31 protein-coding genes are annotated in these 25,349 nt (G+C 61.7%); 13 read left to right on the top strand and 18 right to left on the bottom strand.

Annotated features, from left to right (window positions below; all coding sequences use genetic code 11):
- Positions 1 to 4 precede the first annotated feature (4 nt).
- The 9 genes from TPEN_RS05330 to tmk all read right to left on the bottom strand — a co-directional run bounded on the left by TPEN_RS05330 (position 5) and on the right by tmk (position 7,428).
- A complete protein-coding gene (locus TPEN_RS05330; protein WP_011752699.1) occupies positions 5 to 520 on the bottom strand; it encodes a hypothetical protein in 516 nt (171 codons plus the stop codon).
- A gap of 39 nt (positions 521 to 559) precedes the next feature.
- Positions 560 to 1,438 (bottom strand): TFIIB-type zinc ribbon-containing protein, encoded by an 879-nt coding sequence (locus TPEN_RS05325; protein ID WP_011752698.1) that lies wholly within the window; start codon positions 1,436 to 1,438, stop codon positions 560 to 562.
- Positions 1,435 to 2,649 (bottom strand): TFIIB-type zinc ribbon-containing protein, encoded by a 1,215-nt coding sequence (locus TPEN_RS05320; RefSeq protein WP_011752697.1) that lies wholly within the window; start codon positions 2,647 to 2,649, stop codon positions 1,435 to 1,437. Before TPEN_RS05320 ends, TPEN_RS05325 begins: the two co-directional genes overlap by 4 nt.
- Before the next feature lie 71 nt (positions 2,650 to 2,720).
- Positions 2,721 to 3,389, bottom strand: a complete 669-nt coding sequence (locus TPEN_RS05315) for a class I SAM-dependent methyltransferase (protein WP_011752696.1) — start codon at positions 3,387 to 3,389, stop codon at positions 2,721 to 2,723.
- A gap of 24 nt (positions 3,390 to 3,413) precedes the next feature.
- Positions 3,414 to 4,136, bottom strand: a complete 723-nt coding sequence (gene alaXM, locus TPEN_RS05310; RefSeq protein ID WP_011752695.1) for an alanyl-tRNA editing protein AlaXM — start codon at positions 4,134 to 4,136, stop codon at positions 3,414 to 3,416.
- A gap of 191 nt (positions 4,137 to 4,327) precedes the next feature.
- Entirely contained in the window at positions 4,328 to 5,713 is a 1,386-nt protein-coding gene (locus tag TPEN_RS05305; protein ID WP_187146312.1) for a thiamine-phosphate synthase family protein, read from the bottom strand.
- A 5-nt stretch (positions 5,714 to 5,718) separates the two neighbouring features.
- Complete coding sequence (locus TPEN_RS05300) at positions 5,719 to 5,997, bottom strand: hypothetical protein (protein WP_011752693.1); 279 nt, start codon at positions 5,995 to 5,997, stop codon at positions 5,719 to 5,721.
- Between the two features lie 4 nt (positions 5,998 to 6,001).
- Positions 6,002 to 6,571, bottom strand: a complete 570-nt coding sequence (locus TPEN_RS05295; RefSeq protein ID WP_052885184.1) for a phospholipase D-like domain-containing protein — start codon at positions 6,569 to 6,571, stop codon at positions 6,002 to 6,004.
- A 68-nt stretch (positions 6,572 to 6,639) separates the two neighbouring features.
- Entirely contained in the window at positions 6,640 to 7,428 is a 789-nt protein-coding gene (gene tmk / locus TPEN_RS05290) for a dTMP kinase (protein WP_052885183.1), read from the bottom strand.
- A 96-nt stretch (positions 7,429 to 7,524) separates the two neighbouring features.
- On the opposite strand from tmk, the gene TPEN_RS05285 reads away from it, so the two are divergent.
- From TPEN_RS05285 to TPEN_RS05260, 6 genes are all read left to right on the top strand, one after another.
- On the top strand, positions 7,525 to 7,887 hold the full coding sequence (locus TPEN_RS05285; RefSeq protein WP_052885182.1) for a hypothetical protein: 363 nt from the start codon (positions 7,525 to 7,527) through the stop codon (positions 7,885 to 7,887).
- A complete protein-coding gene (locus tag TPEN_RS05280; protein ID WP_011752689.1) occupies positions 7,884 to 8,453 on the top strand; it encodes a hypothetical protein in 570 nt (189 codons plus the stop codon). The genes TPEN_RS05285 and TPEN_RS05280 overlap by 4 nt, the downstream gene beginning before the upstream one ends.
- Positions 8,437 to 9,384: a DNA repair and recombination protein RadA gene (gene radA / locus TPEN_RS05275; protein ID WP_011752688.1), complete on the top strand. Its 948-nt coding sequence runs from the start codon at positions 8,437 to 8,439 to the stop codon at positions 9,382 to 9,384. The genes TPEN_RS05280 and radA (TPEN_RS05275) overlap by 17 nt, the downstream gene beginning before the upstream one ends.
- Before the next feature lie 3 nt (positions 9,385 to 9,387).
- Positions 9,388 to 9,858 carry a hypothetical protein gene (locus tag TPEN_RS05270; protein WP_011752687.1) on the top strand — a complete coding sequence of 157 codons (471 nt, stop codon included), beginning with the start codon at positions 9,388 to 9,390 and terminating at the stop codon, positions 9,856 to 9,858.
- 39 nt (positions 9,859 to 9,897) lie between these two features.
- On the top strand, positions 9,898 to 10,233 hold the full coding sequence (locus TPEN_RS05265; RefSeq protein ID WP_011752686.1) for a DUF4234 domain-containing protein: 336 nt from the start codon (positions 9,898 to 9,900) through the stop codon (positions 10,231 to 10,233).
- A 119-nt stretch (positions 10,234 to 10,352) separates the two neighbouring features.
- On the top strand, positions 10,353 to 10,793 hold the full coding sequence (locus TPEN_RS05260; RefSeq protein ID WP_011752685.1) for a hypothetical protein: 441 nt from the start codon (positions 10,353 to 10,355) through the stop codon (positions 10,791 to 10,793).
- Here the strand turns inward: TPEN_RS05260 and TPEN_RS05255 are convergent.
- Both TPEN_RS05255 and TPEN_RS05250 read right to left on the bottom strand, forming a co-directional pair.
- The gene (locus TPEN_RS05255) at positions 10,790 to 11,824 is read right to left on the bottom strand and encodes a hypothetical protein (protein WP_011752684.1); all 1,035 of its coding nucleotides are present in this window, start codon (positions 11,822 to 11,824) and stop codon (positions 10,790 to 10,792) included. The genes TPEN_RS05260 and TPEN_RS05255 overlap by 4 nt on opposite strands.
- Before the next feature lie 66 nt (positions 11,825 to 11,890).
- Positions 11,891 to 12,439 (bottom strand): hypothetical protein, encoded by a 549-nt coding sequence (locus TPEN_RS05250; protein ID WP_052885181.1) that lies wholly within the window; start codon positions 12,437 to 12,439, stop codon positions 11,891 to 11,893.
- A 131-nt stretch (positions 12,440 to 12,570) separates the two neighbouring features.
- On the opposite strand from TPEN_RS05250, the gene radA (TPEN_RS05245) reads away from it, so the two are divergent.
- Positions 12,571 to 13,647: a DNA repair and recombination protein RadA gene (gene radA, locus TPEN_RS05245; RefSeq protein ID WP_011752682.1), complete on the top strand. Its 1,077-nt coding sequence runs from the start codon at positions 12,571 to 12,573 to the stop codon at positions 13,645 to 13,647.
- A 60-nt stretch (positions 13,648 to 13,707) separates the two neighbouring features.
- Complete coding sequence (locus TPEN_RS05240) at positions 13,708 to 14,046, top strand: 30S ribosomal protein S25e (RefSeq protein ID WP_011752681.1); 339 nt, start codon at positions 13,708 to 13,710, stop codon at positions 14,044 to 14,046.
- On the opposite strand, the gene TPEN_RS05235 is transcribed toward TPEN_RS05240, so the two are convergent.
- Positions 14,043 to 14,849, bottom strand: coding sequence for a PolB1-binding protein PBP2 family protein (locus TPEN_RS05235; RefSeq protein ID WP_148677966.1), 807 nt, complete (start codon positions 14,847 to 14,849; stop codon positions 14,043 to 14,045). The genes TPEN_RS05240 and TPEN_RS05235 overlap by 4 nt on opposite strands.
- Positions 14,850 to 14,964: 115 nt before the next feature.
- Between TPEN_RS05235 and TPEN_RS05230 the strand changes: the two genes are divergently transcribed.
- A complete protein-coding gene (locus TPEN_RS05230; RefSeq protein ID WP_011752679.1) occupies positions 14,965 to 17,805 on the top strand; it encodes a DEAD/DEAH box helicase in 2,841 nt (946 codons plus the stop codon).
- A 38-nt stretch (positions 17,806 to 17,843) separates the two neighbouring features.
- Here TPEN_RS05230 and iolG read toward each other — a convergent pair whose 3' ends face one another.
- Both iolG and TPEN_RS05220 read right to left on the bottom strand, forming a co-directional pair.
- Complete coding sequence (gene iolG / locus TPEN_RS05225; protein ID WP_011752678.1) at positions 17,844 to 18,857, bottom strand: inositol 2-dehydrogenase; 1,014 nt, start codon at positions 18,855 to 18,857, stop codon at positions 17,844 to 17,846.
- 54 nt (positions 18,858 to 18,911) lie between these two features.
- Complete coding sequence (locus TPEN_RS05220) at positions 18,912 to 19,100, bottom strand: hypothetical protein (RefSeq protein WP_011752677.1); 189 nt, start codon at positions 19,098 to 19,100, stop codon at positions 18,912 to 18,914.
- Between the two features lie 67 nt (positions 19,101 to 19,167).
- Here TPEN_RS05220 and TPEN_RS05215 point away from each other — a divergent pair, with 67 nt between their 5' ends.
- On the top strand, positions 19,168 to 20,073 hold the full coding sequence (locus TPEN_RS05215; protein WP_011752676.1) for an SPL family radical SAM protein: 906 nt from the start codon (positions 19,168 to 19,170) through the stop codon (positions 20,071 to 20,073).
- 15 nt (positions 20,074 to 20,088) lie between these two features.
- On the opposite strand, the gene TPEN_RS05210 is transcribed toward TPEN_RS05215, so the two are convergent.
- Entirely contained in the window at positions 20,089 to 20,652 is a 564-nt protein-coding gene (locus tag TPEN_RS05210; RefSeq protein WP_011752675.1) for an ATP cone domain-containing protein, read from the bottom strand.
- Between the two features lie 46 nt (positions 20,653 to 20,698).
- Positions 20,699 to 21,202 carry an HIT family protein gene (locus tag TPEN_RS05205; RefSeq protein WP_052885180.1) on the bottom strand — a complete coding sequence of 168 codons (504 nt, stop codon included), beginning with the start codon at positions 21,200 to 21,202 and terminating at the stop codon, positions 20,699 to 20,701.
- A 31-nt stretch (positions 21,203 to 21,233) separates the two neighbouring features.
- Between TPEN_RS05205 and TPEN_RS05200 the strand changes: the two genes are divergently transcribed.
- The 3 genes from TPEN_RS05200 to TPEN_RS05190 are packed head-to-tail and all read left to right on the top strand — an operon-like array spanning position 21,234 to position 23,955.
- Positions 21,234 to 22,064 (top strand): nucleotidyltransferase domain-containing protein, encoded by an 831-nt coding sequence (locus tag TPEN_RS05200; protein WP_148677964.1) that lies wholly within the window; start codon positions 21,234 to 21,236, stop codon positions 22,062 to 22,064.
- Positions 22,065 to 22,068: 4 nt separating this feature from the next.
- On the top strand, positions 22,069 to 22,782 hold the full coding sequence (locus TPEN_RS05195; RefSeq protein WP_011752672.1) for a 5-formyltetrahydrofolate cyclo-ligase: 714 nt from the start codon (positions 22,069 to 22,071) through the stop codon (positions 22,780 to 22,782).
- A 39-nt stretch (positions 22,783 to 22,821) separates the two neighbouring features.
- The gene (locus tag TPEN_RS05190) at positions 22,822 to 23,955 is read left to right on the top strand and encodes an iron-containing alcohol dehydrogenase (protein WP_011752671.1); all 1,134 of its coding nucleotides are present in this window, start codon (positions 22,822 to 22,824) and stop codon (positions 23,953 to 23,955) included.
- On the opposite strand, the gene TPEN_RS05185 is transcribed toward TPEN_RS05190, so the two are convergent.
- Positions 23,952 to 24,500, bottom strand: a complete 549-nt coding sequence (locus TPEN_RS05185; RefSeq protein WP_011752670.1) for an NTPase — start codon at positions 24,498 to 24,500, stop codon at positions 23,952 to 23,954. The two genes, TPEN_RS05190 and TPEN_RS05185, sit on opposite strands and share 4 nt — an antisense overlap.
- Before the next feature lie 4 nt (positions 24,501 to 24,504).
- Entirely contained in the window at positions 24,505 to 25,287 is a 783-nt protein-coding gene (surE, locus tag TPEN_RS05180; RefSeq protein ID WP_011752669.1) for a 5'/3'-nucleotidase SurE, read from the bottom strand.
- Positions 25,288 to 25,349 lie beyond the last annotated feature (62 nt).

The following is a 25,349-nucleotide window of genomic DNA, read 5'->3' as shown; positions in this document are numbered from 1 at the left end:
GCTCTCACCCTATACCCTTAATCGCGTTCTCCCTCTTAACTATCAAGTCCTCGAAGGCTAGTAGCTCGCCTCTAAGGTCGTTCAGCGCCGCTGAAACCTTGGAGGGCTCAGCGGCGGCGACTGCCCTAGCCTTCTCCACGACTTTGTCGACGGAGGAGGCGAGGCTCCAGTCGAGCTCCAGCATCTTGTCTAGCTCCTTTTCCTCTATCTTCACAGCGTCGAAGAACCCCGTATACCCGTAGCTCATCGTCTTCAGCTTCGACACCACCCTGTCGAACACCGCCTGGACCTCGTTGTACGTAGCCGCCAGCGAGGGGTCTCCCGTCGCCGCGACTACCTTCATGGCGCCCTTGAAGTCCCTGTACGCCGGCTCCAGCTTGGAGAGCAGGTAGCTCCTGATCAGGCGGTCCGCCTCGCGCCTGAGCTCCTTCTCCTTGTAGCCCCTGTAGCCCGGTATCACTAGCTCCAGCTTTTCCAGTAGGCGGAGCCTGCTAGAAACGCTTCTATAGACGTCGGACACGGTATGAGTTCCACCGTTCTGGCTAATATATGTTAGCCTCTAACTAGCGAAGGATTTTGTGACGACGGCTGTGGGAGCGAAGGCTTTGCTGAGCGAGACTCCGGCTACGACCAGGAAGCCTAGTAGTGATGTGGCGGCGAACATGGGTGCGTCTCTCGCGGCGAGGAGGGATGCCAGGGCGAGTCCCAGCGAGGCGAGGCCGCCAGCGGCAGCCGCGGCTCTGAACTTCGCCTCTACCGGTATCTCGGCGTAGAGTATCCTGGAGTCCGAGGCGTCTGCCATGAATTTGTACTCCCTTCCGGAGTAGGTGTACGTTGCGTGGATAACTGGGTGGTGGACGAGCTTCCTCTCCGACACGGCGAGGGACTCTACCCTAAGCCTGGCCCTCCCGCCGAACCTTATGGAGAGGGATTCGAGGGCCATTTCTCCAGCCTGCTCTACGGCTTTCTTCTCGGCGTCCTCCGGGCCCACGTCGGGGTTGACGAGCTTTGCGCCAGCGTTTACCACGTACCTGTGGCTGTAGAATACCTTTCCGCCCAGGGTGGGGCGTAGCTTCTCGAGTGGGGTGCCCAGCATCGAGGTGTGGCCCGGTACGTGGACTGGTAGCGTTAAGTCCTCGTAGCCGCCCGCGTAGCTCACCCTTGCTTGGAACACGAACACCCAGAACGGGTAGAAGCGTACCTCGTAGCTCTTGAAGAGGGCTTTCTCCAGGAAGTCGTTCGGTGTTTCCGGCATCCTGAGTGCCCACGACTTGAAGTTCTCGAATACCTGTTGCACGCTGTAGTTAATCCTGCCCATCAGGTGCTCTCCGACCTCCCCGCCCTCGACGGTGAAGGCTGTCCCGCAGTAGGGGCACGTGAGCACGACCTCCCCGGGGTTCCTCTCGACGTTCGCACCGCAGTAGGGGCACAGAGTCACGCTACCACCTCCGCCGGGGCGAACGCCGACTCGGCGAGCTTGTAGGCTCCTACCAACCCTATAGCCCACGCCATTAGGACGCCCGGGAAGCCGAGGTCGCTACCCACCGAGACCTGCGCCAGCGCGCCCGAGGCCAGCACGGCTATCCACGCTCCGGCGAGCCTCGCGGCCCTCTCGATGTTCGAGATGCGACGCTCGGCCTTCAGGAGGGTGGCTTTCGGTCCCGCCACGGCCCCCGCGTAGAGGTTTCCCTCCACTTTGTACGTGAAGAACCAGTACGGGACGAAGACGAGGCTCTTCTCGACTACCTTGAGGTCCACCGAGAGGGACTCGACCGCAACTTCCTTCAGGGAGCCTTCCACCTGCCTCCGCGCCGATCTCTCTATCTCTGCGTATATTTCGGAGTCTATCTCCCTCCTAGCAATGCCGAGCGCCTCCCCCGCGTCCACCTCGGCCGAGAGGAAGCTCTGCGCCACGGGCTTAACCTGCTCGGCGCTCAGCTCCGGGGGAGGGTTGTTCTCCCACTCGTACTCCACCCACCTCTTCAGGCCTTCCCCTCCGAACACCTCGGCGAGTACCCGCGCCCCCACGCCCTTGACCGTAGAGAAGCTCACGCGGCCCGCAACCTTCTTCCTCCTAACCTCCGTCCTGGTCGTCGGGATCTGCCGGGGCCTGCCCTCATGGATCACCGTGACGTACTCCGTCCTGGTAACAGTGTACGTCGCTGTCCCCGCGTACGAGCCCTCTACCTTCACCTTGAAGACCCAGAAGGGCACGTAGCGCAGAACCGCGTCGTGTAGGACTCCCCCCAGACCCCTGACTATCTCCTCCAGCTTCTCCCTGCCTCCCGGGGGCCAAGCCTTCACGCGTAGCTCCCTCCCGTACACGTCGCCGCTCCACCCGCAGTAGGGGCACACGTAGACGACGGTTTCAGGCGAGAAGTTTATGGAGGCTCCGCAGGAGGGGCATCTGAAGGAAACAGAGAGCTCGAGGTCCTCCACCTTGAAGCCCTGCGACGATAAAGCCTTCTTCGCCTCCAGCAGGACCCTGTCTCCCTGGAGCTCCTCGTAGCTGTGGTACGCCAAGCTTTTCAGGAGGCTCGCGAGAGCCTCGTCTAGCCCCGGCTGTTGAGGCTTAGCAACTGCAGACAAGTAGACCAGGCGGCCGTCCCGCGTGGTAGCGGCGACGAGGACTTTCGAAGCTTCGCCCACAACTTCGAAGAAAACTCCACGCTAATAAAGGTTGAGGAGGTCAACCCTTTGAGGCGCGTCCTTCGCGGTTATTACTTTTTCACGGCTACGGTCAAAGTTACGCCGCAGTCGGCGCAACTCTCCCTGTAGACCCTGGGCTTCTCCGCGGGGACCGTGAGGGGCTCGTAGTCGAGCGACTTGAGGTGCTCCCTTACCTCGAAGCCCGCCGCCGAGAGTAGCTTGTCGACTTCGGGCTGGCTGTAGAACCTAGCTCTCGCTAGCACGGGGTCTGCGCCCTTCTCTGCGAGCTCCGAGTACAGCTTCCCCCACTTGCTGTCGCGCTCAACGTAGAGAACCGCCAGCAAGCCCCCGCTCTTCAAGGCCTCCCATATGCGCGTCAGGGAGAGAGCCGGGTCCTCCAGGAATTCGAGCACAGTGACCATGTACGCGAAGTCGAAGGAGGGTCTTAGCGGGGCGTTCTCCGAGGTCGCGCAGAGGGGGTGCTCGCACCTCCCCCTAGCGTATCCGTAGACGAGCATTCCGTAAGCAGGCTCCAGGCACACTATCTCCCTCCCCCTGGAGAGAAAGGGCGCGAAGCGGCATGTACCGGCGCCGACGTCAACGCCTATACCGCTCGGTAGCACCTCGTCGAGCATGGATGCTTCGACTTCGAGGACTACTCTCCCCGCGGGCGAGTCGTACCAGGAGTCGTACTGCCCGGCTACCTCGCTGAAAAGCTCCAGGATCCCCCGCCCGCGCATAGCGCGACATCTCCGCGCGAGCACCTACTCCTTGAGCGAGTAGTAGATCCTCTTCCTCTTCGCCCCCTTGCTCTCGAGCTTCTTCAGGACTATCCCGCCTATCTCGCAGGTATTCTTCACGTGCGGTCCGCCGTCTGCCTGTACGTCGACGCCGGGTATCTCCACTATGCGGAGCTTCTCCACCTCTGGGGGCAACCTGCCGGCGAGCTTCACTATGCCTGGGATCTTCAGGGCCTCATCCCTGCTCAGCCAGTACACCTTTACCTCTAGGCAGCCACCGATGATTCTGTTTGTCTCCTCGACTGCCTGCTGAAAGGCTGCCTTCCAGTCCTCGACGCCGGAGAGGTCGAAGTCGTCCTTCGCCTCCTCGGGCTGTATGTGTCCACCTGTTACGAGCGCGCCGTACTTCTTGTACAGCACGGCTGCAAGCACGTGAGACGCCGTGTGGAGCTTCATCATCCTGTACCTCCTCTCCCAGTCTATGACTCCGCGCACCCTGTCCCCCGGCTTCAGGTTCACCGCGCGGGCTAGCACGTGGGCGACGTCGCCCCCCTCCTCCAAGGCCTGGACAACCTCGACCCTGTCGCCCGTCGGCAGCACGAGCCACCCCTTGTCCGTGTCGAGGCCCCCGGAGGGACCAGGGTGGAACGCCGTCTGGTCGAGAAAAACCTTGTTCCCCGAGACCCGCGTGACAACCGCGTCGAACTCCTTCAGGTAGCTGTCTTCCTGGAATAGTAGCTTGACCATGGGTATAGGTGGCTCCCCGAGGTTCTTTAGCTTTTCGCCCAGCGCGCAGAATCAGCACGCGGTAATCCGGCTCACACGTTCACCGGGGGGCAATCGCCTCATCATTTCGCTACAACCACCGGGCACATGCCTATAAACTCTATGCAAGCAAAAAAGCAAAGCAGGGCCGAGCTTTCCGGAAAAGCACCCGGCTAGCGTTTCTGCTCGACGACTTTCCTCAGTATTTCTATGGCTTCTAGGGGGTCGCGTGCTAGTAAGACTATCGATGCTTCGAGCCCCGGCTTACCGGCGTAGAAGTAGACCTGCGCCCTACACCCGGACCTTATTGCCTCCGAGACTGGGCACGAGGCCTCGTAGGGCGTCGCGTCGCACACCGGGAGGCCTATGGACTTCAGTTTTTCGAGGAGGTCTTCGGAGTACTTGAGGTTTACCGCGGCGCTGTAAGGCATGCCGGCCTCCCTGGCGGATGCGAGGACCTCGGCGAGGTGCCTCGATGCCCCGTAGCGCGGCTTCCCGCACAGCCTAGCCCCCTCCGTCGTCTTGACTATCCTGCCGTCGAGCGCTAGGACGTCTCTAGGGCTCCTGACGGGGCCAGGCGCGTAGGCGATGTTAGCGCCGACCTCCGGTATCACGTCTAGCAGCCTGGAGATCCTTACGAGCTCCTCGGCGGCCAGGGCGACGGCTGCCTCCTCGGGCGACCTTCTCTCCGCGCCGTAAAGGTACACGAGGGGGCTCACGGGGGGCTCCGCGTACTCTCTCCCGTCGACTACCACCAGGGGGTTGCCGGGCCCAGCCACTACTCCCGCGTTGCTACACGTGAGGCCTTTCTCCTCGCATGCGCTCAGCAGGCTTTCCGCGTCGCCGGTAACAGCGATTATCGCTCCGTAACTCGGCGCCGAGAGAGGCTCCACCCCTCGCGGGAGCCCTTCGAACACCTTTACGTCCCTCGACGAGACCTCCAGCGCTACACCGTACCTCTGGGCTACCTCTAGAAGGGCGCCGATGACCCCTCCCTCGGAGACGTCGTGCATGAGCTTGATGGATGGTTCTTCCTGTAGTGCGAGGGCGGCGGGGAGCGGGGTGAGGGTCGAGGGGTCTACGTCTCCGCCCGCGAGCCACGCCGCCTCGGCGCCCACCTCGCCGACGATGACTACCCTGTCGCCGCCCGCCGGCTTTTCCCTACGCCTCCCGGCTCTGCCCACCATGGTCGAGGATAGGAGGGGTAGCTCCAGCCCCCTGTACCTGGCGGTGTGCCCTCCCACGAGCCTGGTCCCGTACTTCCTGCACTCCTCGACGAAAGACCTCAGTACGCGCTCCACCGCCTCGCCGGGGTAGCCCTCCGGGAACACCGCGCTGAGCACGGCTAGCTCCGGGCGCGCAAAGCTAACAGCCAGGTTGGATGCGGAGTAGTGGTAGGCGAAGAAGCCGAGCCACTCCTCCGGGACGCCTATCGCCGGGTTCGTCGTTACGAGCAGGTCTCCCGTTAGGGGGTTCGCGTCCAGCTCGAGCCCGGCGCCAGCGCCGAGCAGAAGCTCCCGCAGCGCGGCTAGGGGGATCTTCCCGAGGCGGTTCTCCAACGGGGTCACCACGGGAACGGGTAGCCCTGCTCCCTGAGCTTCCTGTACTCCTCCTCGAGCCTCCTCTCTATCTCCCTCACCTTCGCCTCGGGTGGAGACGTCAGCAGCGTGAGCCCTACCCACGCCACAACGAGGAAGAACGTCTCCACGACGAAGAGCGCCGTGAGCTTCATGACGAGCACCTGTACTTCCTGCTGGGCGAGGAACAGTAGGTACGCGTAGAGAGACCCTAGGCTGGCGGCCACGGCGAGCAGGACTGCGCCTGCAACCCTGTCCTTATCCATCTCTCTATCCTCCCCTGTAGATATTCATGAAATACTGCGTCTCCTGCTCGGCTATGGAAGGGCAGTCGATGAGCACGCTTGCCTCGTGGTTCCTCATCATCGCCATGTAGCTCCAGTTATGGCTACCGACGAAGACGTACCTACCGTCGATGATTACGAGCTTGGCGTGCGTGGTGACGGACCTCGAGTCGAACTTTACTGCTACGCCGTTGTCCAGTAGCCTCCTGTACGTGAGCTCGTTCTCGTCTATCGTGTTCTCCAGGACTACCTTCACGTCCACCCCCTTCTTGTTCTTCGATATGAGTAGCTCGACGATCTTCGAGATTACGTCCGTATCGCTCTTAAACTGGAACATAGCTATGTAGATGGACTTATTTGCGCGGGAGATGTAGTCTAGGAGCGTTGGGTAGTAGTCCCTGTCGTTTATCACGCGTATGCTGCATTGGGGCTGAGAAACTACGGCGACGCCCGTGGGCAGGCTTCTCTGGGCGTACTGGTACCCGGCGTAGAACGCTAGGGCCATTAATATGAGGACGGCGGCTATAGTCCCAGAGGACAAGCCTCTCCTCTTCACGCTTAGTATAACGTTTAACCCCCTTTAAAACCTCACGTGCGCTCTTCTCCGTTTCTCCTTGTGCGTCGCTACCGTTCTCCCGGTTCGCTTCGTATCCTTGAGCGCACGATGCTTACTATCTCCCTGAGTATCTCGCGGTTAACCTCCTCCGGGGGCTTGGAGGCGTCGACTACGATGAACTTTTCGGGGTACTCCTCGGCGAGCTGGAGGTACTTCGCGCGGACTTTCTCCATGTACCCTGGGTCCTCGAAGCGTGTCTGCGCTACGCGCGAGGAAAGCCTTTTCATAGCCTCCTCGACGGGTAGGTCCAGCAGTACGACCACGTCGGGGAACCTCACGGACTTGTTTACCGCGAGTATGAAGTCCTGGTCCGCGCCCCTCGAGGACTGGTACGCTAGGCTCGCGAAGACAGACCTGTCGGATACCACTATCTTTCCCGCTCTCAGCGATGGGAGCACGACTTCGCGCTGCAGGATTATTCTGTCCGCGGCGAAGAGGTAGACCTCGGCCTCGACGTCTAGGTCGTGCTTGTAGAGGAACTCCTTTATCGCGGGAACCCAGGGCTCCCGCACTATCACTACCTGGAACCCCTCCGCCGAGAGCTTTTCGTAGAGCATCGCCGCCTGGGTAGTCTTCCCGCTCCCGTCTATCCCTTCGAGAGCCACGTAGAGCCCCCCGTCGACCCTCGACTTGTTATCTCCGAAGATCCTCCTCTTCTCCGTCTCGAGCAACCCGTGCACGGGGCAGTGGTACTCTATGACCAGCTCCCCCGTAGGCGTTATCGAGCGCTCAACCCTCGGCTTCACGTAGTCGCCGCACTTCGGGCAGAACACCCTCTCTCTTAAGCCTTCAGACACAGAGCCCCAAAACAGACGCGCGAATATTTGCCTTCTCGTATAACTTAGTTTTACTCCATGGAAACGAATTTATACTTGTTTTTCCCGCGAATACTCGTGGACGAATTCACGCGCATAGTTATGTGGGTCAACAGGATAGGGAGCTCCGAGGTTCTGGCCACGGAGATCTCCAGGAACACGAAGAAGGCCAAGGAGGTCATAAGCCTTCTCTCCAAGTACGGGCTCGTCAGGGAAAGCCGGAAGGGCAGGCTACGCATAGTGTCTCTCAGCCCCAAGGGGCTGGAGGTGTACAGGTACCTAGAGATGGCGAAGAGGGTTGTGTACGGCGAGGGCCCCGCCGGGGAGCCCGTAGAAGAGGCTGAGCCGGAAGTTGCCGGCGCGGAGCTCCCGAGCTTCGCGAGGGATAATCCTTGGCTCAAGGTTCTCGCGGAGAAGGTTAGGCCGAGGGTGTCGGCATGAGCGAGACGATAGTCGTGGGTAGCGAGACGTTCTCGAGGAGGCACTTGAAGGTGTTTCGGCGCGAAGAGCTGGAGGAGATATTCGGCGAGGTAGCCGAGGACCTGGCAAGGGTGGCGGAGGCTACCGTCGTCTTCTCCAGCCCCCTATCCGTGGAGGTCGAGTTCTGCGGAAACAGGTACTCGCTACCACCGGGCATAACGCACGTGAGGGGTGCCTCGCTCTCCGTGCCGAGGTGTACCTACGTCCCGGAGTACCTCGACGAGGAGTTCCTGGAGTACCTGCTCTTCGACCTTCCCCGGGAGCTGGACGGCGCGAGGGCGCCCGTGGTGGTCGAGGATATGCCGAGGAGGTTTACCAGGTGGGCCCGGGAGGGGGTGTTGTACGCGCTAGACATACTCTCGAGGGTTGCCCGCGTCTACAGGGTGCCCGTCGTAGTGTACGGTGACGAGGAGACGGAGGGGCTTTGGAGGTACGCCAGGAGGTTCGCGTGCATACGAGAGGGCCCCGAGAGGGCTTGCTTCGTGGACGGCGAGCCGTGCGGTGAGCCCCATGCCTATCCCTATTGAGGAGCTGGGGAAGGAGGAGGGCATAGGGAGGGTCACGATCTCCAGGCTGAAGAGCGCCGGCATAGAGACCGTGGAGGACCTCGTGCTCTACAACCCGGAGGAGCTCGAGGAGCTCGCCGGCATAGACTTCGAGAGAGCGCTCAGGCTCGTGAGGACCGCTAGGCGGCTGGCGGGCTGGGAGGTAAGGGCGGTGAGGGGCGACGAGTACGCCTCGCAACTCTCTCAGCGGGAGTCCCTCACCACGGGCGTTAAGGCGCTGGACGAGCTGCTAGAGGGGGGCCTCGTAACCCAGGAGATCTACGAGTTCGCCGGGGAGTACGGGTCCGGGAAGACCCAGCTCTGCCACCAGCTGTCAGTCACAGCGCAGCTACCGCCGAGCCGGGGCGGTCTCGGCGGCAAGGTTGTCTACGTGGACACCGAGGGGACGTTTAGCCCGTCGAGGATAGAGAGGATCGCCGAGAGGTTCGGCGTGGAGGGAGCGCTGGAGGGAGTCTACGTGGCGAGGCCTATCAGCGTCGACGAGCTGGAGGAGCTCGTCATAAAGGGGTTGAAGCCGTTGCTCAAGGGCGGCGTGAAGCTCGTAGTGATAGACTCTGTGATCGCGCTGTACAGGGCCCAGTTCAGGGGGCGCGAGTGGCTCGCGATGAGGCAGCAACGGATCAACTACGCCTTGGACTGGTTGAAGAGGCTCGCCAGGGTCTACAGCATAGTAGTCGTAATCACGAACCAGGTAGTCTCGGTCCCGAGCAACTGGGGCGTAGCCGTGAAGCTACCGGCGGGCGGCAACATAATCGCCCACGCCTCCACCCACAGGTTCCTCATGAAGAAGGCGGGGGACTCGTGGCTGATCGAGGTTCTCGACTCGCCGAGGCTACCCAAGGGGGCGACGGCGCAGTTCGAGATAAGGGACGACGGTCTGGGTGACGTTTAAGCCTTGAGGGAGTACAGGCTACTGTCCCGCGCCCTGGCGAGGTTCGAGAGGGCGCTGGTGTCCGGGGAGCCTAGGGTAGCGGTGACGCGCGTCTCGTCTAGGCTTGCGCCCGGCAGGGGGCTCGGCAGGGAGCACGGCTTAGAGTACCACAGCAGGCTCTGGGGCGACCTCGACTGGGTGTTAGAGCTCGAGGAGGCGTGGACGCCGCTCCCCCTGGCTTGGCGCTTCCGCTTCGGCTGGCTCGTCGGTGTCGCCGACCTAGTGCGCTTCGTTAAAGCTAGGCCGGTCGCGGTCTACGAGGTGAAGAGCTACGACACGGTTAAGCGCGCGGAAAGGGTGCAGGCGGCGCTCTACGGCTTACTCGTAGAGCTCAACTTTGCAACCAAGCCGTCGGTACGCCTCAAGACGCCCTCCGGCGAGGTCGAGGTAAAAGACTGGGAGGCACTAGCCCTCGACGCGTTGCGCGCGACGTAGCGGTGGGTTTATACGGACCCGGAGCAGGTGTTGAACCGTATGGGCGCAACGACCCCCGGTCAGAAAAAAGTGCCGGAGAAGAGGAGCCTGCTGAAGGTCTACGCGCTCATCTTTCTAACGTTCGGCGTCTACTTCTACCTCTGGCTCGTCTGGACGAAGAGGGAGCTCAACGCGCTCGGAGCGCGCATACCGACGTGCTGGCTCATCATAATCCCCATAGCGAACATTTACTGGCTCTACAAGTACGCCGAGGGCTTCGCGCAGGTGACGAAGAAGGAGTCGGCAGTGCTCTACTTCCTCGTGTTCTGGCTGTTCACCATAGTCATGCCGGCGATAGTGCAGAGCGAGCTCAACAAGATCGCGGAGGAAGGCTGAACACCCCTAAAAACCCGTTTTTCTTCCCGTTCCGTTTTCACTCGCGCGCCCTCGAGGCGCTCTCCCGGATTCCTCCCGCGACCTCGTTATAAGGCGCCTAGTACTACTGGTGGCGGGCCATGAGGTGGGTGTTGCTCGGCGAGTACGGTTTGAGGTCCTCCGTTTTCTGGGAGTGGCTTGACGACTGCTTCGAGCGCGAGCGCTTCGAGACCTTGAGCGAGATGCCCGAGGAGGAGGCTAGGCGGGTCTACGAGTCGCTGAGGAGGGGGTGCGGTAAGGATAGATACTCGTTCCCCTGCGAGCTCCTCGAGCGCGTGCACGAAGAAGTCTCGTTCTGCAGGCTTCCCTTAGGCTACGTCCTCGCCGTGTGGGAGCCCTTCGCCGTGTTCGTCTTCGCCAGGTGGGGGTTACGCGAAGCCCTGCTCTTCCCCATCTTCTACCTGGTTACGCGCCTGAAACTCGCCCCCATGGAGGCAGCCTACCTGGACTCGCTGGCACGCGAGCTCGCTAAAGAGCTGAAGTGCAGGGATGGGTTGCGCGAAGACCCCTGTACCTACTAGATCTCGTAAACTATGAAATTGGTTTTTCTGCTCCGGGAGTAGAGAGCCTCGTACATCGCGTCGAGGACGTAGCCACCCTCCCCCACTACTCCCCCGAAGGGTACCGTGTATTCCCGCGCGGCGTACACGTAGCCCCTGAACGCGTAATCCTCCACCAAGGGGTGCCTGCGCAGGAGGTCCAAGAGGGCCCCCTCCTCCGAGGGTTGCGGGTACGTGAAGGCGTAGACAGAGCCCCTGCCGGGCGCCGCCAGGGCTTCCCGCGTGTAGTAGAGGTTCGAGAGAGCCCACGCTACCCGCTCCTCGGAGCCAGGGGGCGTGTATACCTCGAAGAGCTTTCCCGGGGTTTCACCGGGGGCTTCGAGGCGCACTTCGTTGTCGAGCCTAGCGTTCTTCACGTGTTTCACGTAGTGGTAGCTGAGCACCTGGCCGCTTAGACCCCTCTCTGCGGACAGCTTTGACAGCTTGAGGAAGGGGTTTCTCGTAATCTCGGCTACGAGCATCAAGTCTACCTCGTCGGGAATGATCGGCTGCGCCGCTGGGCTCGGCCTGTGGAACGCGCCCCCCTCCACTAGCTCCGAGAGCCCCTCGGGGTCCACGGATAAAAGGCCTGCTTCGAAGCGCGTAGCGCGGGAGGCGTAGGGGTTCCAGGTGAAGCGCTCTACCTCCGAGAAGACCTCCGGCTCGAGCTGCAGTATGTCGAGAACCTCCTCCGCGGCGCCTACGGGGACGAGCACGCGGAGCGCGATGAGCCTCCTCTTCTTGGAGGGCTCGACAATAGCCTTCTCTACTACGAACGGGACTACCTTCTCGTAGACGGAGGGCGAGTAGGGTGCCAGTATGAACGTCTCCTGCAGTGATAGGACGCGGTAGTCGAAGCCTCCCCTCACCCTGAAGCCCTTCTCTTCGAGGCGCGCCAGTACGCGGGCGGCGTAGGAAGGCGAGGTACCCGTGCTCCTAGCTATGTCCACGTACCTCCTGGCGACCACAGCCGCCTTTAATACCTCGTATTCAAGCGTTCTAAGCCTCTTCAAGGCTCCCCCGTTCTCCTGCGCACCGCACCTTCATATGTTCTACGATTAGTTCTGGGCACCGCGTGCCTAGGAGGGGTGCGCGTGCGACAATGCAACCTTCTCGGCGGCGTCTAGCAACCTTTCAACCGTGTATCCCTCGTCGAACTTCAGCCTGGGAAGAGTCATCGCCACGAGCTTGAAGGCTTTCGGGTTCTCCGACTTCAGCCTCGCTACCCGCTCCCTGACTTCCCCGAGGTACTTCAGGTATTCCTCGGCGCCCGGGTAGCTGTTCTGCCAGTCGTAGAGCGCGTACACGACTGCCCCCAGCAGTTTGCCCCCGTCGAACTCCGGGAACTCGGCGTCCTCCCTTATCGTCTCGGCGACGTCGGATACTATTGTCAGGGCCTCGAGCCCCTCCCTTGTAAGCTGGAAGGCACTACTACGCTTCGCCAGTAAGCCTCTGGAAATGTAGCCGTACACTATCAAGTAGGGGTCAAGCTGGTCGAAGCCCATCCCGGAGAGAATGCCCGCTTGGGACGCCCTGTAACCCTTTCTGCGCCAAAGCCCTACAAGGGCGTCTAGGACTACCCACAGCCCCTCCCTGATCGAACTCAAGTCCAGGTATTCAACCGTCATATGCCGGAATACAGCCTCTAGGGTTAAAAAGCTATTCGTGCGTATAGCCCTTCCGCTCGGAGTTTTACTTTCGGTGTACTGTATCGTAACGTATAAATAGAGGGTCCGCGAAGTTCTCATAGTGCTTGAAGATGCCTAAACGCGCGAAAACCGAGGAGGTAGAGGAGAAGGAGGAAAAGGTAGAGGAGGAAGTAAACGTAGACGAGCTAGTAGAGGATATCCTCGGCGAGGCCGCGGCGGAGGCCCCGCCCGAGGAGGTACCCGAGGGAGAGATAAGGCTGGAGGACCTTGAAGGCGTTGGAAGGATAACGGCCCAGAAGCTCAGGGCGGCCGGGTTCTACACTGTTCGAGACCTCGCGTTTGCCTCTGCCCACGAGCTAGCGCTAGTCCTCGGCTCCGAGGAAAGAGCCATGGCTATAATCAGGTCTGCGCAGAGGCTGGTGAACAGGGGAGAGGAGTTTATAACCGCGAAGACACTGTTCGAGAAGAGGAAGAACATCGAGTACATCAGTACTGGTGTTCGTAGTCTTGATGATTTGCTTGAGGGTGGTATTGAGGTTGGTAGTATTACTGAGTTTATCGGGGAGTTTGGTGCTGGTAAGACTCAGATATGCCACCAGCTCAGCGTGATGGTCCAGCTGCCGAAGGATAAGGGAGGGCTCAACGCCAGGGCACTGTACGTGGACACAGAGGGAACGTTCAGGCCCGAGAGAATAGTACAGATAGCAAGGGCCAGAGGCCTAGACCCAGAAAAAACACTAGAAAACATAATATACGCGAGAGCCTACAACAGCGACCACCAGATGCTTCTAATAGACGAGGCGAAGAAGTACATCGAAAAGTACAACATCAGGCTAATCATAGTCGACAGCCTCATCAACCACTTCAGGGCTGAGTACCCGGGCAGAGAGAACCTCGCCTCGAGGCAACAGAAGCTCAACAAGCATATAAGCCAGCTACACAGGCTCGCGAGCCTCTACAACCTAGCGGTTGTCGTGACAAATCAGGTAATGGCTTCGCCCGACATATTCTTCGGAAACCCGCTGAAACCCGCCGGTGGAAACATAATGGCGCACGGGTGCACGTACAGGATCTGGCTTAGAAAAGCCAAGGAGGGTAAGCGCATAGCCCGCATAATCGACAGCCCGAAGCACGCAGAGAAAGAGGTAGCGTTCGCGATAACGGAGGACGGAGTCACGGACGTCTAGCGTCGCCGCGCGCGATAAGCTTTTTAAGGAAGGCTAGAGCTTACTGTGAGGGTGTAGGCAATGGGCGGAGGGAAGAAGAGGCCCACGGTCTCGCAGCTCGAGAAAAGGGTAACGAAGGAGGAGAAGAAAAAGGAGGAAGGAGGAAAGAAGCCCCAGATGAAGCTAGAAGCTTCTACGGGCAACCTTACGGAGGTATCGCTGGAGCACGTGATAAAGGAGATCAGGGGGCTCAAGTACGTCACGCCGTACGTGCTGGCTTCGAAGTTCTCTCTAAAGCTCAGCAGGGCTAAGAAAGTGCTGAGAGAGCTGGAGTCGCGCGGCGTCGTTGTTGCCTACGATAAGAATAGCCGAGTACCGATCTACGTTCCCGTTGCGAAGAGCCACAAGAAGGAAGCCTAGATAGGTAGTAGATCGACAAGCGTGCTTCTATCCTTGCCGAAGCACTCGGAAAGCTTGAGGAGCTTCTCCTTCGCGTTGACGACCTCCAGCTCCGTCACCTCTATGAGACCCCTCTTCGCCAGCTCCGCCAGGAACTTCCTCGGCTCCTTGACCCCCATCCTAATCAGGTCGTCCATCAGCCTTAAGAGCCCGATGCTCCAGTACGTGCAAAGGTACCTTAAAGCCCTCTCGTAAGCCTCGTTCCCCAGCAGGTCCGAGACCTCGCTACAGTCTACCTCTTGAACCCCGACGCTCGCCCGGGGCTCCGCCGCGGGTTCAGGGGCAGGCTCCTCCCTTCGTTCAGGCTCCTCGCCGCCCTCTTCTCCCCGCTCGACCGGCTCCTCCCGAGAGGGCTCCTCCCGCTCTTCCCCGAAGAACTCCAGGAGGGAGCGCTCCCTCGACGGCTTCACGCGTGGAGGTTGCTTTTTGGGCTTCCTCCCCTTCTCCTCCCTGGGGCGCGGAGGAGCCTTCGCGGGGACCTCCCCGGCTTTCTCCTCAGCCTTCGCGGCTACGTATTCAACCTTCTCCGGGAGCTCCAGGTTTAAGTAGGAGTCTATTACCCTCCTTTCCCCGCTCGGCTTGAAGGAGGCGTCCTCCAGGAGGCTCTCCACGACCATGTACAAAGTGAGAGAGTTGAGCCCCTCCCTCTGCCCCCAGTCTAGTATCTCGTCTACCGTTAGCCTACCCTTCTCGCGTATCAGCCCTCCAAGCCTCCTAGCGTACTCCTCTATCTCGTCCATCGACGCTAAAACTACACTGCTCAAGGTATTAAACTTGCGCGCAACGCAAAAGGGGGGCGGGCGCCTTGCATGGTAGCTTGCAAGCTACACGCGCGCTGAAAGCCTTTTTAGCGTTCATGCGAAAGGAGAAGGGAGTTCGATGCTTGGCGAAGTTGTCAAGGGGAGGGATCGGGGAGGCTCCCGTAGGTTGGAGGAGCTCGGGGACCTACTACCCGGAAGGATCCTCGAGGCTCTCTCCAGGTTTGGGTACAGGGAGCTGAACTACGTGCAGGTGAAGTCGCTAGAGCTCTCCAGAGTGTACCCCAACATGCTCATCTCCGCCCCCACGGGTGCCGGGAAAACGGAGGCGGCGGTTCTGCCCGTTCTCCGGGATCTCGTCGAGAAGGGTGGGAAGCCCATATACGCGCTCTACGTCACGCCTCTACGTGCTCTCAACAGGGACATATACGACAGGATGGTGGAGCTTTTTCGCGCCCTGGGCTTCGAGGCGGAAGTGAGGCACGGGGATACGCCGCAGAGGGTTCGCAGGAGGATAGCCGAGTCTCCTCCGCACATGCTCATCACCACGCCGGAGACTACGCAGTTCCTGCTGGTGGACGGGAGGTACAGGGAGCACTTGAAGAATACCCGGTGGGTCGTAGTGGACGAGGTGCACGAGCTACTCGACGACAAGAGGGGGGCGCAGCTATCGCTGGCGCTCGAGAGGCTTAGGCTTATCTCGCCGGGGCTCCGCGTCGTCGGGCTCTCGGCTACGCTGAGGGACCCTGAGGCGGCGCTCAGGCTACTCTCAGGCGGGAGGGTGGGGACAGTCGTCGAGTGGTTCGAGCGTAAAGCCTACGAGCTGGTAGTAGAGGACATCGACGAGGAGGGAGATCTCGCCGGGAGGGTTAAGCGCGTCGCCGAGCTGTGCAGGGGCGGCGGCGTGATAGTGTTCACCAATACGCGCGACACAGCGGAGTTCATCGGGAGGGTTCTCGCCCGCGACTACGGCTTGAACGTGAGGGTGCACCACGGGAGCCTCTCCCGCCAGGAGAGGGAGGAGGCTGAGCGGCTCTTCAAGAGCGGCAGGGTAGACGCGATCGTCGCTACGTCGAGCCTAGAGCTCGGCGTGGACATAGGGTACGCGAGGCTCGTAGTGCAGTTCGGGTCGCCCAGGCAGGCAATAAAGCTGGCGCAAAGGGTGGGCAGGGCTGGGCACAGCCTCTCGGAGGTCTCCCGCGGGGTCATAGTCCCGCTGTACCTGGAGGACGCAGTCGAGTCCGCGGTCCTCGCGCGCAGAGTGTACCTGAGGGCGCTCGAGAAGCAGGGGTTCCACGAGAAGCCTCTCGACGTGCTCTCGCACCAGGTGGCGGGCCTCGTGCTCGAGTACCGGGACCTAGACGTGTACACGGTCCACGAGGTCGTCACGCGCTCCGCCCCGTTCCGCGACCTTAGCCTGGGCGAGCTGAAGCAACTCCTCGAGTTCCTCGACTCCCTAGGCGTCGTTAGGTTCGACGGAGAGCGCGTCAAGATGGGGAGGAGGACTATCTCCTACTACTACGGCTCCGCCTCCATGATCCCGGAGACCCTATCCTTCGACGTCGTCGACATGGCGTCTAGGAGGACTATAGGCGCGCTGGACTACGCGTTCGCGTCCCTGGTCGACAAGGGCAGGGTGATAATACTCGGCGGGAAAGCCTGGACGGTGGAGGAGGTAGACGTGGATGCCAACAAGGTCTACGTAGTCGAGAACGTGGAGGAGTTCGGGGAGCCGCCCATCTGGACCGGCATGACCCTACCCGTGGACGCGAAGGTAGCGAGGGAGGTGGGCTCCCTCTACAGGAGGATCGGGGAAAGCCTCGGCAACCCCGAGGAGCTCGAGAAGCTGAGGAAGGAGTACGCGATACCCGAGAAAGCCTTCGAGAAGCTCGTAAGGATAATCGAGGAGGAGAAGAGGCTACTGGGCGTAGTGCCCAGCGACCGCAACGCCGTCGCGGAGGTCGCCAGCTACAAGGGCAAGACAGCTATAACCCTGCACTCCTACCTGGGCACGAAGGGCAACAACCTGCTCGCGCTCCTACTCGCACACGCTGTGCGGGGGTACACGGGGTCCTCAGCGAGGTACTTCGCAGACCCCTACAGGGTCCTAGTGGTCACCGAGTACGAGGTACCGGACCAGAGGGTGCTGGAGAGCCTGAGGAGCGGGCTCGAGTGGTCGCTCAGGAACCTAGAGGAGGTGGTCAGAGAGAGCAACTCGTACGCGCTAGCGTTTTCGCACGTAGCCTCCAAGATGGGGGTAGTCGACGTGAAGAAGTCTAAGCCGGAGCCGGGGCTGATGTCAAGCCTGAGGAAGAGGATGAGGGGAACACCCCTGGACAGGGAGGCGTTGAGGACCTGCCTCTTCGAGTACTTCGACCTGGAGGCTGTCGAGGAGTTCGTCAGGGAGGTCTCGGAGGGCAGGAGACCCCTCGTGTTCAAGAGGCTCCCCGAGCTGAGCCCGCTGGCCCAGCTTATATTCGAGAAGCCCGTCGTAAAGGCCGGCGCGCTGGCCTCCGAGCTCCCCGTTTCCAGCATGGTCAGCGCGGTCGTGAAGAGGATTGAGAACACCCACGTGCTACTCTACTGCGTCCACTGCGGCAACTGGCACGCCACGATGAGGGTGGTGGAGGCGAAGGCGTACCCCTCCTGCCCCAAGTGCGGCTCGAGGGCCTTAGCGGTGCTTAGGCCGTACGAGGAGGAAAAGCTCCCGGTGCTGGAGAAGTGGCGGAAGGGTGGGAAGCTCTCCCCCGAGGAGAAGAAGTTCGTGGAGAAAGTCAGGCAGTCCGCCTCGCTGGTACTCTCCTACGGCTACCCAGCGGTCTTCGTGCTAGCCGGCCACGGGATAGGGCCTACCACAGCCAAGAGCATCCTTTCGAAGGGGACGGACCCGGAGACCCTTGCGAGGAACATCCTCGTAGCCGAGGCTAACTACACGAGGACGAGGAAATACTGGGAAGAGTAGCGCGAGAAAAAATATCGCGCTTCGTGCACGCTTGCGCGCTACGCGGAGCGCTCGACCGTTACGGGCCTGCCCTCCCTCCAGCTCTTCCAGCAGGCCTCCGCGATCTCGACGACCCTAAGCCCGTCCACGCCGGTTATCGGGGGCTCCTCGTCCTTCAGTATAGAGCTGACGAAGGCCTCGTCCTCCCTGACGTACGCGTCGTAGAACCTAGACCAGAACCACTGAACTCCCCTGTAGCTCAGCCCCTGCTTCGTCCCCACAGCCAGGTTCGGGTCGACCTGGGACCCTACGTACACTGTCCCCTCCGTGCCGAGCACCTCCGTCCGCAGGTCGTAGCCGAACACGCTCTTACGGCTCCCGTGTATGAGGCCGTAGCCCTTCCCCTCGAACGTGAAGCTTATCGTGACGAGGTCGAGGTCGCCCTTCTGCCTGATCTCGTCGTAGAGAGCCGCCTCCCCCTTCACGTAGACCTCCTTGACCTCCCTCCCGACCAGGAACCTCGCCATGTCGAAGTCGTGGCTGAGCATGTCCAGGAATATCCCTCCGCTCAGCCTCGGGTCCTGCGCCCACCCCGGCGGCGGGCCCGGATCCCTCGCGATGTTTATGAATACCAGTGGCTCCCCGATCTCGCCCCTAGCTATCCTCGCCTTAGCCGCGCTGTACGCGTCGTCGAATCGCCGCATGTAGCCAACCATGAGCTTCACCCCTGCCTTCTCCGCCGCCCTGACCGCCTCCCTCGCCTCCTCGACCGTCACCGTGATGGGCTTCTCGGTGAACACGTGCTTCCCCGCCTCCGCCGCCTTGACGATCATCTCCTTGTGCAGGTTGGTGGGAGTAGTGATGAAGACAGCGTCGACCTCGGGGTCCTTGAGCATTGCGTCGAAATTCGTGTACCACTTAACCCTGTACTTCTCGCCCACTGACCGCGCAAGGCTCTCAACGACGTCCGCGACGGCGACGAGCTCCGCGTTTTCAAGGCGTGTTAGAATTATCTCCGCGTGAACCCTCCCGATCCTCCCGAGCCCGGCTACCCCTATCCTCACTTTCGGCATACCGTGTCGGGGGAGAAGCCGACTAAAACCCCATTAAAGCGTTTCCGTAAAAGTTTAAATGAAGAAGACGAGGTAGAGAACTAACAGCAGGGCGCCCACGCCCGCCAGCAACAACAGTAGCTTTACGACGACGCCGCTCTTTTCGACGCCCAGGTGCGGGTTCTGGTGCCTCAACCACTCCTCGTACTCCAGCCTCGCGAACGGCGACGCGGTATCCTCTTCCCGCCTCTCCTCCTCGCCCATCAGCGCACCTGGAAGAATCGCGCAGAGATGCTTAAAAACCTATTCAAGTAGATGACGGTGGAATCGAATGGCATACGTGAGGCCCTTCGACCCGTGGAGGTCTACGAGCCTCTGCACGTGCCCCTTCAAGTACACCGTGAACCCCTACACCGGGTGTAGCCACGGGTGCCTCTACTGCTACGCTTCCAGCTACATCAGGGACTTCTTCAACCCGAGGCCCAAGAAAGACTTCCTCAAGGTAGTCTACGGGGACCTCAGGAGGATACCCGAGGGCTCCATAGTGAACATCTCCAGCAGCAGCGACCCCTACCAGCCCCTGGAGTCGAAGTACGGGTATACGCGGAGGTTCCTGGAGCTCGCGGTCGGGCGGTACGTCGTAGAGGTAGTCACGAAGTCCGACCTCGTAGCGAGGGACGCCGACCTGCTGGCGAGGGGGCAGAGCGTGGTCTCAGTGACTATAACCACCATGGACAACGAGGTCGCGAAGAGGCTTGAGCCGGGGGCTCCCCCGCCGAGTAGGAGGGTGAAAGCCGTGGAGAGGCTTTCCGAGGCCGGCGTACCCGTGGTGCTACGCCTGGACCCGCTGATACCCGGGCTCAACGACTCAGAGGACTCCGTGAGGGAAGTGGTAGAGGCGGCCGTGGGCGCCGGGGCTAGGCACGTAGTTTCCTCGACGTACAAGGTTAAGCCGGACAACCTGGCCCGCCTCCTCAAAGCTTTCCCGGAGCTGGAGCCGCGCCTGAGGAAGCTGTACTTCGAGGGCGGCGACAGGCTACACGGCTACGTGTACGCCGAGAAGAGCTACAGGTACAGGGTCCTCTCCACGGTCAGGGAGATAGCCCACGGGCTCGGGGCTACGTTCGCCGTGTGCCGGGAGGGCTTCTACGACTTGATAGACAGGGGGGTTAGCTGCGACGGCACACACCTTGCTCGTGGACGCGGCGCCCATGCTGGGGAGGCGCGCCCGGGGTAGCCCGACCGTTGCGCGCTACGCGAGGGGCTTCTTCAGCTCGTAGGGCTTCCAGCCCAGCTTCTCCCTGAAGGAGTTTATCAGCTTGATGGACTTCTCCTTCTCCTCGACGGGCATAGCCTTGCTCTTCAAGACCCCCATGAAGAGGGCGTAGAGCCTCGCGTTTATAGTGGCCTTGGAGACCCCGTACTCCAGGTCCTCCTCAAGCTCCTTGAGTATCCCCTCGACCTCCTCCGAGGAGGATAGACCCTTCGGACCCACGTCCTTGACCTCGCGCCCCAGGTAGAGGTGCCCCTTCGACACGACCACGTACTTGCCATCCTCGAACGTTATCCTCCCCTTCGCAACCCTGTCGTAGAACGTCCAAGCCTCGTACGCCTGCGGCGCGAGCACCTTCAGCCTCGCGAGCACATACCGCCTAATCTCGTCCGTCGTGGCGCCGTCCCGTACCTTCGACTCAACCTCCTTCGCGATCTCGACCGCGACCTCCTCCGGAGCCCCCGCGTTCACCATAGAGCGCACGAGCTTCTCCCTGTCGAACTCCTCGACTTTCCCCGACCTTTTCACAACCTTCTTAGGCATAAGCCTTCAATTATTTTCAGCACCGACCTATATAAAGGCTGTGCATTTATCGAGAAGCCCCGAGTAAGCGTTCCAGGGCTTTCCTCAATGCTTCCGCGACAGCCTCGCCCTCGGCGCGGGTCAGCGGGCGCCTATCCATCCTCTCGGTGCCGTAGGGTATGACGTGCATGTGCGCGTGGAATATCTCCTGGCCCGCCTCCCTCCCGCTGTTCATCACCAGCCTAACGCCCCTCGCCCCTAGGGCTTCCCTCTGCGCCAGCGCGACAACCTTCGCGACGAACACCATCTCCGAGAGGACGTCGCCAGGGGCGTCGAAGACGTCCCTGTAGTGGTCCTTCGGGACGACGAGAGCATGGCCCCTAGTCACCGGGTACTTGTCCAGGAACACGACGACCCTGCCTCCCACGTAGACGAAGTGCGCGTCGAGCTGCCCCCTCACTATCCTGCAGAACACGCAGTCCTCCACGACTCCGCGTCCACCGCTCTGCACGCAGAGCCTACCGGTACCCGGCCTCTTAAAGGCATCGCGAAGGCTCCTCGTCCGCGGCACCTTGATATAAGGGGGCGTGGTAATAGGTATCGTGGAGTCCATTCAGTCCGCGCTACTCTCAATGCTCGGGGACAGGCTCGCCGGTGTAGTGCTCTTCGGCTCCGCCGCGAGGAGGGAGGACTTCACGCCGCTAAGCGACATAAACGTGGCAGTGATAACGAACGGGAAGGTCCCGCCCGAGGAGAGAGTGGCGATAGCGGAGGCTCTCGGCACCGACTTCTCAGTCGTCGTGCTCTCGGTGGAGGAGCTCAAGCAACTCGCGAGCAACGGGGAGTTCCTGGCCCACGAGATCCTGAGGGGCGGGAAGATCCTCTACGCGGACACCTCGCTCTACGAGGCACTGAACTTCTCGCCGCCCGTGACGAGCCGGACGCGAGAGTTCCTCGAGAGGCACGCGCTCGCCTGCGTGGGGCTCTCCCTGGAGAACTACTTCGCCGGGCGCTTCCACTACGCGCTCAACTACGCTTACAGGGGGTTGCGCAGCGCCGCTAGGTGCGTCTCCGCCCGGGACGGCGAGCTCTGCTTCTCGGACTCCGAGGTCGCGGAGGCCCTGCGCAGGAGGGGCTTCGAGGAGGCGGCGGAGGTCTACGGGAGGCTCAGGAGGGGCAGGTTCCTCGGCGTGGGGAAGGGCGACCTCTACCAGCTCCTCCTCTCGGCCTACAAGCAGGTATTCCGGGTGCTCGGGCTCGGGGAGCCGGACTTCGAGGGGCTAGTATCGAGGGTCGAGAAGACCTTCGTCTACGTATCCGAGGTAAAGCTAACCGCTGAGCGCGGGCGCGTGAAGGCGGAGGTAGCCGGGGTTGGCGCCGGGGGTAGGGAGGAGAGGCTGGAGGAGCCCCTGGTGCTAGCCGCGGAGGTGTGAACGCGTGGACCCGCGCGAGGAGAAGATGAGGATACGGGAGGAGGTCTGGGAGAGGCTCGTGAGGAGCGGGGCCGCGCTCCCGCCCTTCCCCGTGAGGGGCAGGATACCGAACTTCCGCGGGGCGGACGCCGCGGCTAGGAGGCTCGTGGAGAGCGAGGTGTTCAGGAAGGCGAGGGTGGTGTTCTGCAACCCCGACTCGCCCCAGAGGTACGTGCGCGAAGCCGTGCTCCGGCACGGTAAGACCCTGATCATGGCTTCCCCGCGGCTACGGGAGGGCTTCCTGATACTCGACCCCGGCAGGGTGCCGGAGGAGGAGTACAGGTATGCGAGCACGATTAGGGGCGCCTTCGCCTACGGCGAGAAGGTGCTGGACAGCCTCCCGAGGGTAGACCTCAAGGTCGCGGGAAGCGTCGCTGTGGACAGGGTTGGGGGCAGGGTTGGGAAGGGCGGGGGCTTCTCCGACCTCGAGTACGCCATACTCAGAACCCTAAACGCGCTCAGCGACGAGACGCCGATCGTCACCACGGTTCATGACCTCCAAGTAGTGGAGAAGGTCCCGATGGACGTTCACGACGTCCCGGTGGACTACGTCTTCACGCCCACCACCCACTTCAAGACTGCACGCGCGTACCCCAGGCCCCCGGGTATACTCTGGGAGCGCCTACGCGAGGAGGATCTGAGGGAGATACCCGTCCTGAGGATCCTGGCGAAAAGATAAGGGGTAAGGCAAATAAGCCCGGGCATTGTTTCTACCCGCGTGTCCGCAGGGTTAAGGTTCACCCATAAGCACCCGACGACCGTTGTTTTCGAGAGAGGCTCCCTCAACAGGCTGGGCGAGCTCGTGAAGGGGCTCGGCGGGAAAGCCCTCGTAGTCACGGGCCGGCAGTTCGCCAAGAAGTACGGCTACGACTCCCTCATAAAGAGCCAGCTCGAGTCCGCGGGCGTCGAGGTCTACTTCTTCTCGGAGGTGGAGCCGAACCCCACCATCGAGACTGCAGACAGGTGCGCCGAGGCGGCGCGGAAGGCGGGCGTAGACTTCTTCGTAGCGTTCGGCGGGGGAAGCGTGATAGACGTCGCTAAGGCGGCTAACGTTGTGTACAGCCTCGGGGGCAGCGCTAAGGACTACCTGTGGCCCCGCAACGTCGAGGAGAAACTCAGGCCGCTCGTAGCCGTGCCCACAACCCACGGAACCGGGAGCGAGGTGACGAAGTACTCCGTCCTCGTCGACAGGGAGACGGGCATGAAGGTCGCCGTCTCCGGGAGCGGGCTCCTACCGACGCTCGCCGTCCTCGACCCCCTCGTGCTGAAGCACCTACCGAGCGACCAGTCGGCCAGCACGGGGCTGGACGCGCTCTCCCACGCCATCGAGGCGTTCTTCAGCTCCAGGGCGACACCCTTCACCGACATGTTCGCGCTGGAGGCTTCCAGGATAGCGTTCCGCAAGCTACCCTGCGCCGTGGAGGGCTTCCTGGACTGCAGGGAGTGGATGCTGTACGCGAGCATGCTGGCAGGCTACGCTATCAACTACACCGGTACCAACATAGGGCACGGGCTCGGATACCCCCTCACAACGAGGCTAAACCTACCCCACGGCTTCGCGAACACCGTGCCCCTCCTGGGGGCCCTTGAGTACTACGAGAAGTACGCGCCGGAGAGAGCCAGGCTGTTCGCCGAGCACGTGGGGGCCACGGGGGTCGGAGGGCTGAGGGGGCTCTTCAAGGAGCTATGCAGGGAGGTGGGAGCCCCGACGTCGCTGAGCGGGCTCGGGGTTCGGAGGGAGGAGCTGGACGACTACGTCCGGGAGGGGTTGAAGTACAAGAGGAACCTCTCGAACGCCCCCTTCGAGGTGACGGAGGAGATAGTGCGGGACATCTACGAGAGGGTGTTCTAGCGCGCCACGAGGGAGGCTATCTCGCGGGCCAGCTGAGGCGGCAGGAGGTCCCTGTTCTGGAGCGTGACCGTGTAGAGCTTCACGTCGCCCCTCTCCAGTATACCCCTGAGCCTCCCCGAGGAGGACTCCCTCTCGTGGATAGTCGCGAGCACCGGCTTATCGGAGTCGAGGGCTTTCAGCACGGCGGGCAGGAAACTGGGGCTGTAGAGCTCCATGGGGCCTATCTCGTCGATGACTACGACCTGAGCCTCGGAGACCGCCCTCAGAATCGCGCCGACTCCCACCGCCTCCAGCTCCTCGACGTGCACCACGTATTTGCCCACCCGGGGCCCCGCGCCGGCGCCGACCTTGGCGAGAAAGCCCTCCCTGCCCGTGAGGAGGTCCCGAACCTTGAAGCCTACCCTCGAGCCCCCCTCGCGGACCTCGTGAGTCACCATGCCGCCGACCTTCACGCCCCTGGAGACCAGGAGCTCCGCCGTCTTGACGACGCAGGTAGTCTTCCCGATCCCCGGCCTCCCCGTGAGCAGGAAGTTCTTCGCCGCCAAGCGCTCACCTGGAGAGCTCCTCCTTCACCTTCTTGACGATCCCCGAGAGGGCCTCCGGGCTGTAGGAGAGCATCCCGGACAGGCTGAGCGGGGTTATCGCTATCTTCCCCTCCTCCAGCACGGCGTGGACGTCGCTACCCTCCTCCGCCTCGACCGGGTGCCCGTAGAGCCAGTAGTACGGGCGGCCCTGCGGGTCCTTCCTCCTCACAACCGCCGTGGAGAACCTCTTCAGGGCGGGCCTCACAACGACGACGTCGCTGGCTATGACCGAGGGGAAGTTCACGTTGAGCGCGTCCACCCCCTTCGGGAAGCCCTCGCCGACCACCGCCCTGACTATCGCCTTCGTAGACCTGAGCACGAAGTTCCTGTACTCGCCCTCCTCCAGCTCCTCGGGCGTGTCGACAGCGGCGCTGAAAGCTATCCCGGGGACTCCCTCGATCGACGCTTGGAGGACTGCGCCGAGAGTTCCCGAGGTGAGTATAACCTGGACGCTCAGGTTGTCCCCTATGTTCACCCCCGACACGACGAGGTCGGGCTTCCCGGAGATAACGTTCATCGCTATGTAGATAACGTCGCTCGGAGTGCCGGAGACGAGGTACACAGGCTCCCCGTCCAGCGAGAGCCTGTTCACCCTGAGCGGCTTGTGAAGCGTCAACCCGAGCCCCGTCGCAGACTTGGGAGTCTCGGGGACAACCACCGTCGCCTCTCCGAGGCCCCTCACAGCCTCCCTGAGTATCGCGAGTCCGGGCGAAAACGGCCCATCGTCGTTCGTTACGAGGATCTTCATACGCGTGAAAACACCGGTTCGGTAGAAAAACCTTTTCCAGACGGTTGCCCCGGTAAAACGTA

The sequence above is a fragment of the Thermofilum pendens Hrk 5 genome (assembly GCF_000015225.1).
Lineage (GTDB): Archaea > Thermoproteota > Thermoprotei > Thermofilales > Thermofilaceae > Thermofilum > Thermofilum pendens.
Note: the sequence above shows the minus strand (reverse complement) of the source record. Positions and strands in the feature narration are given on the sequence as shown.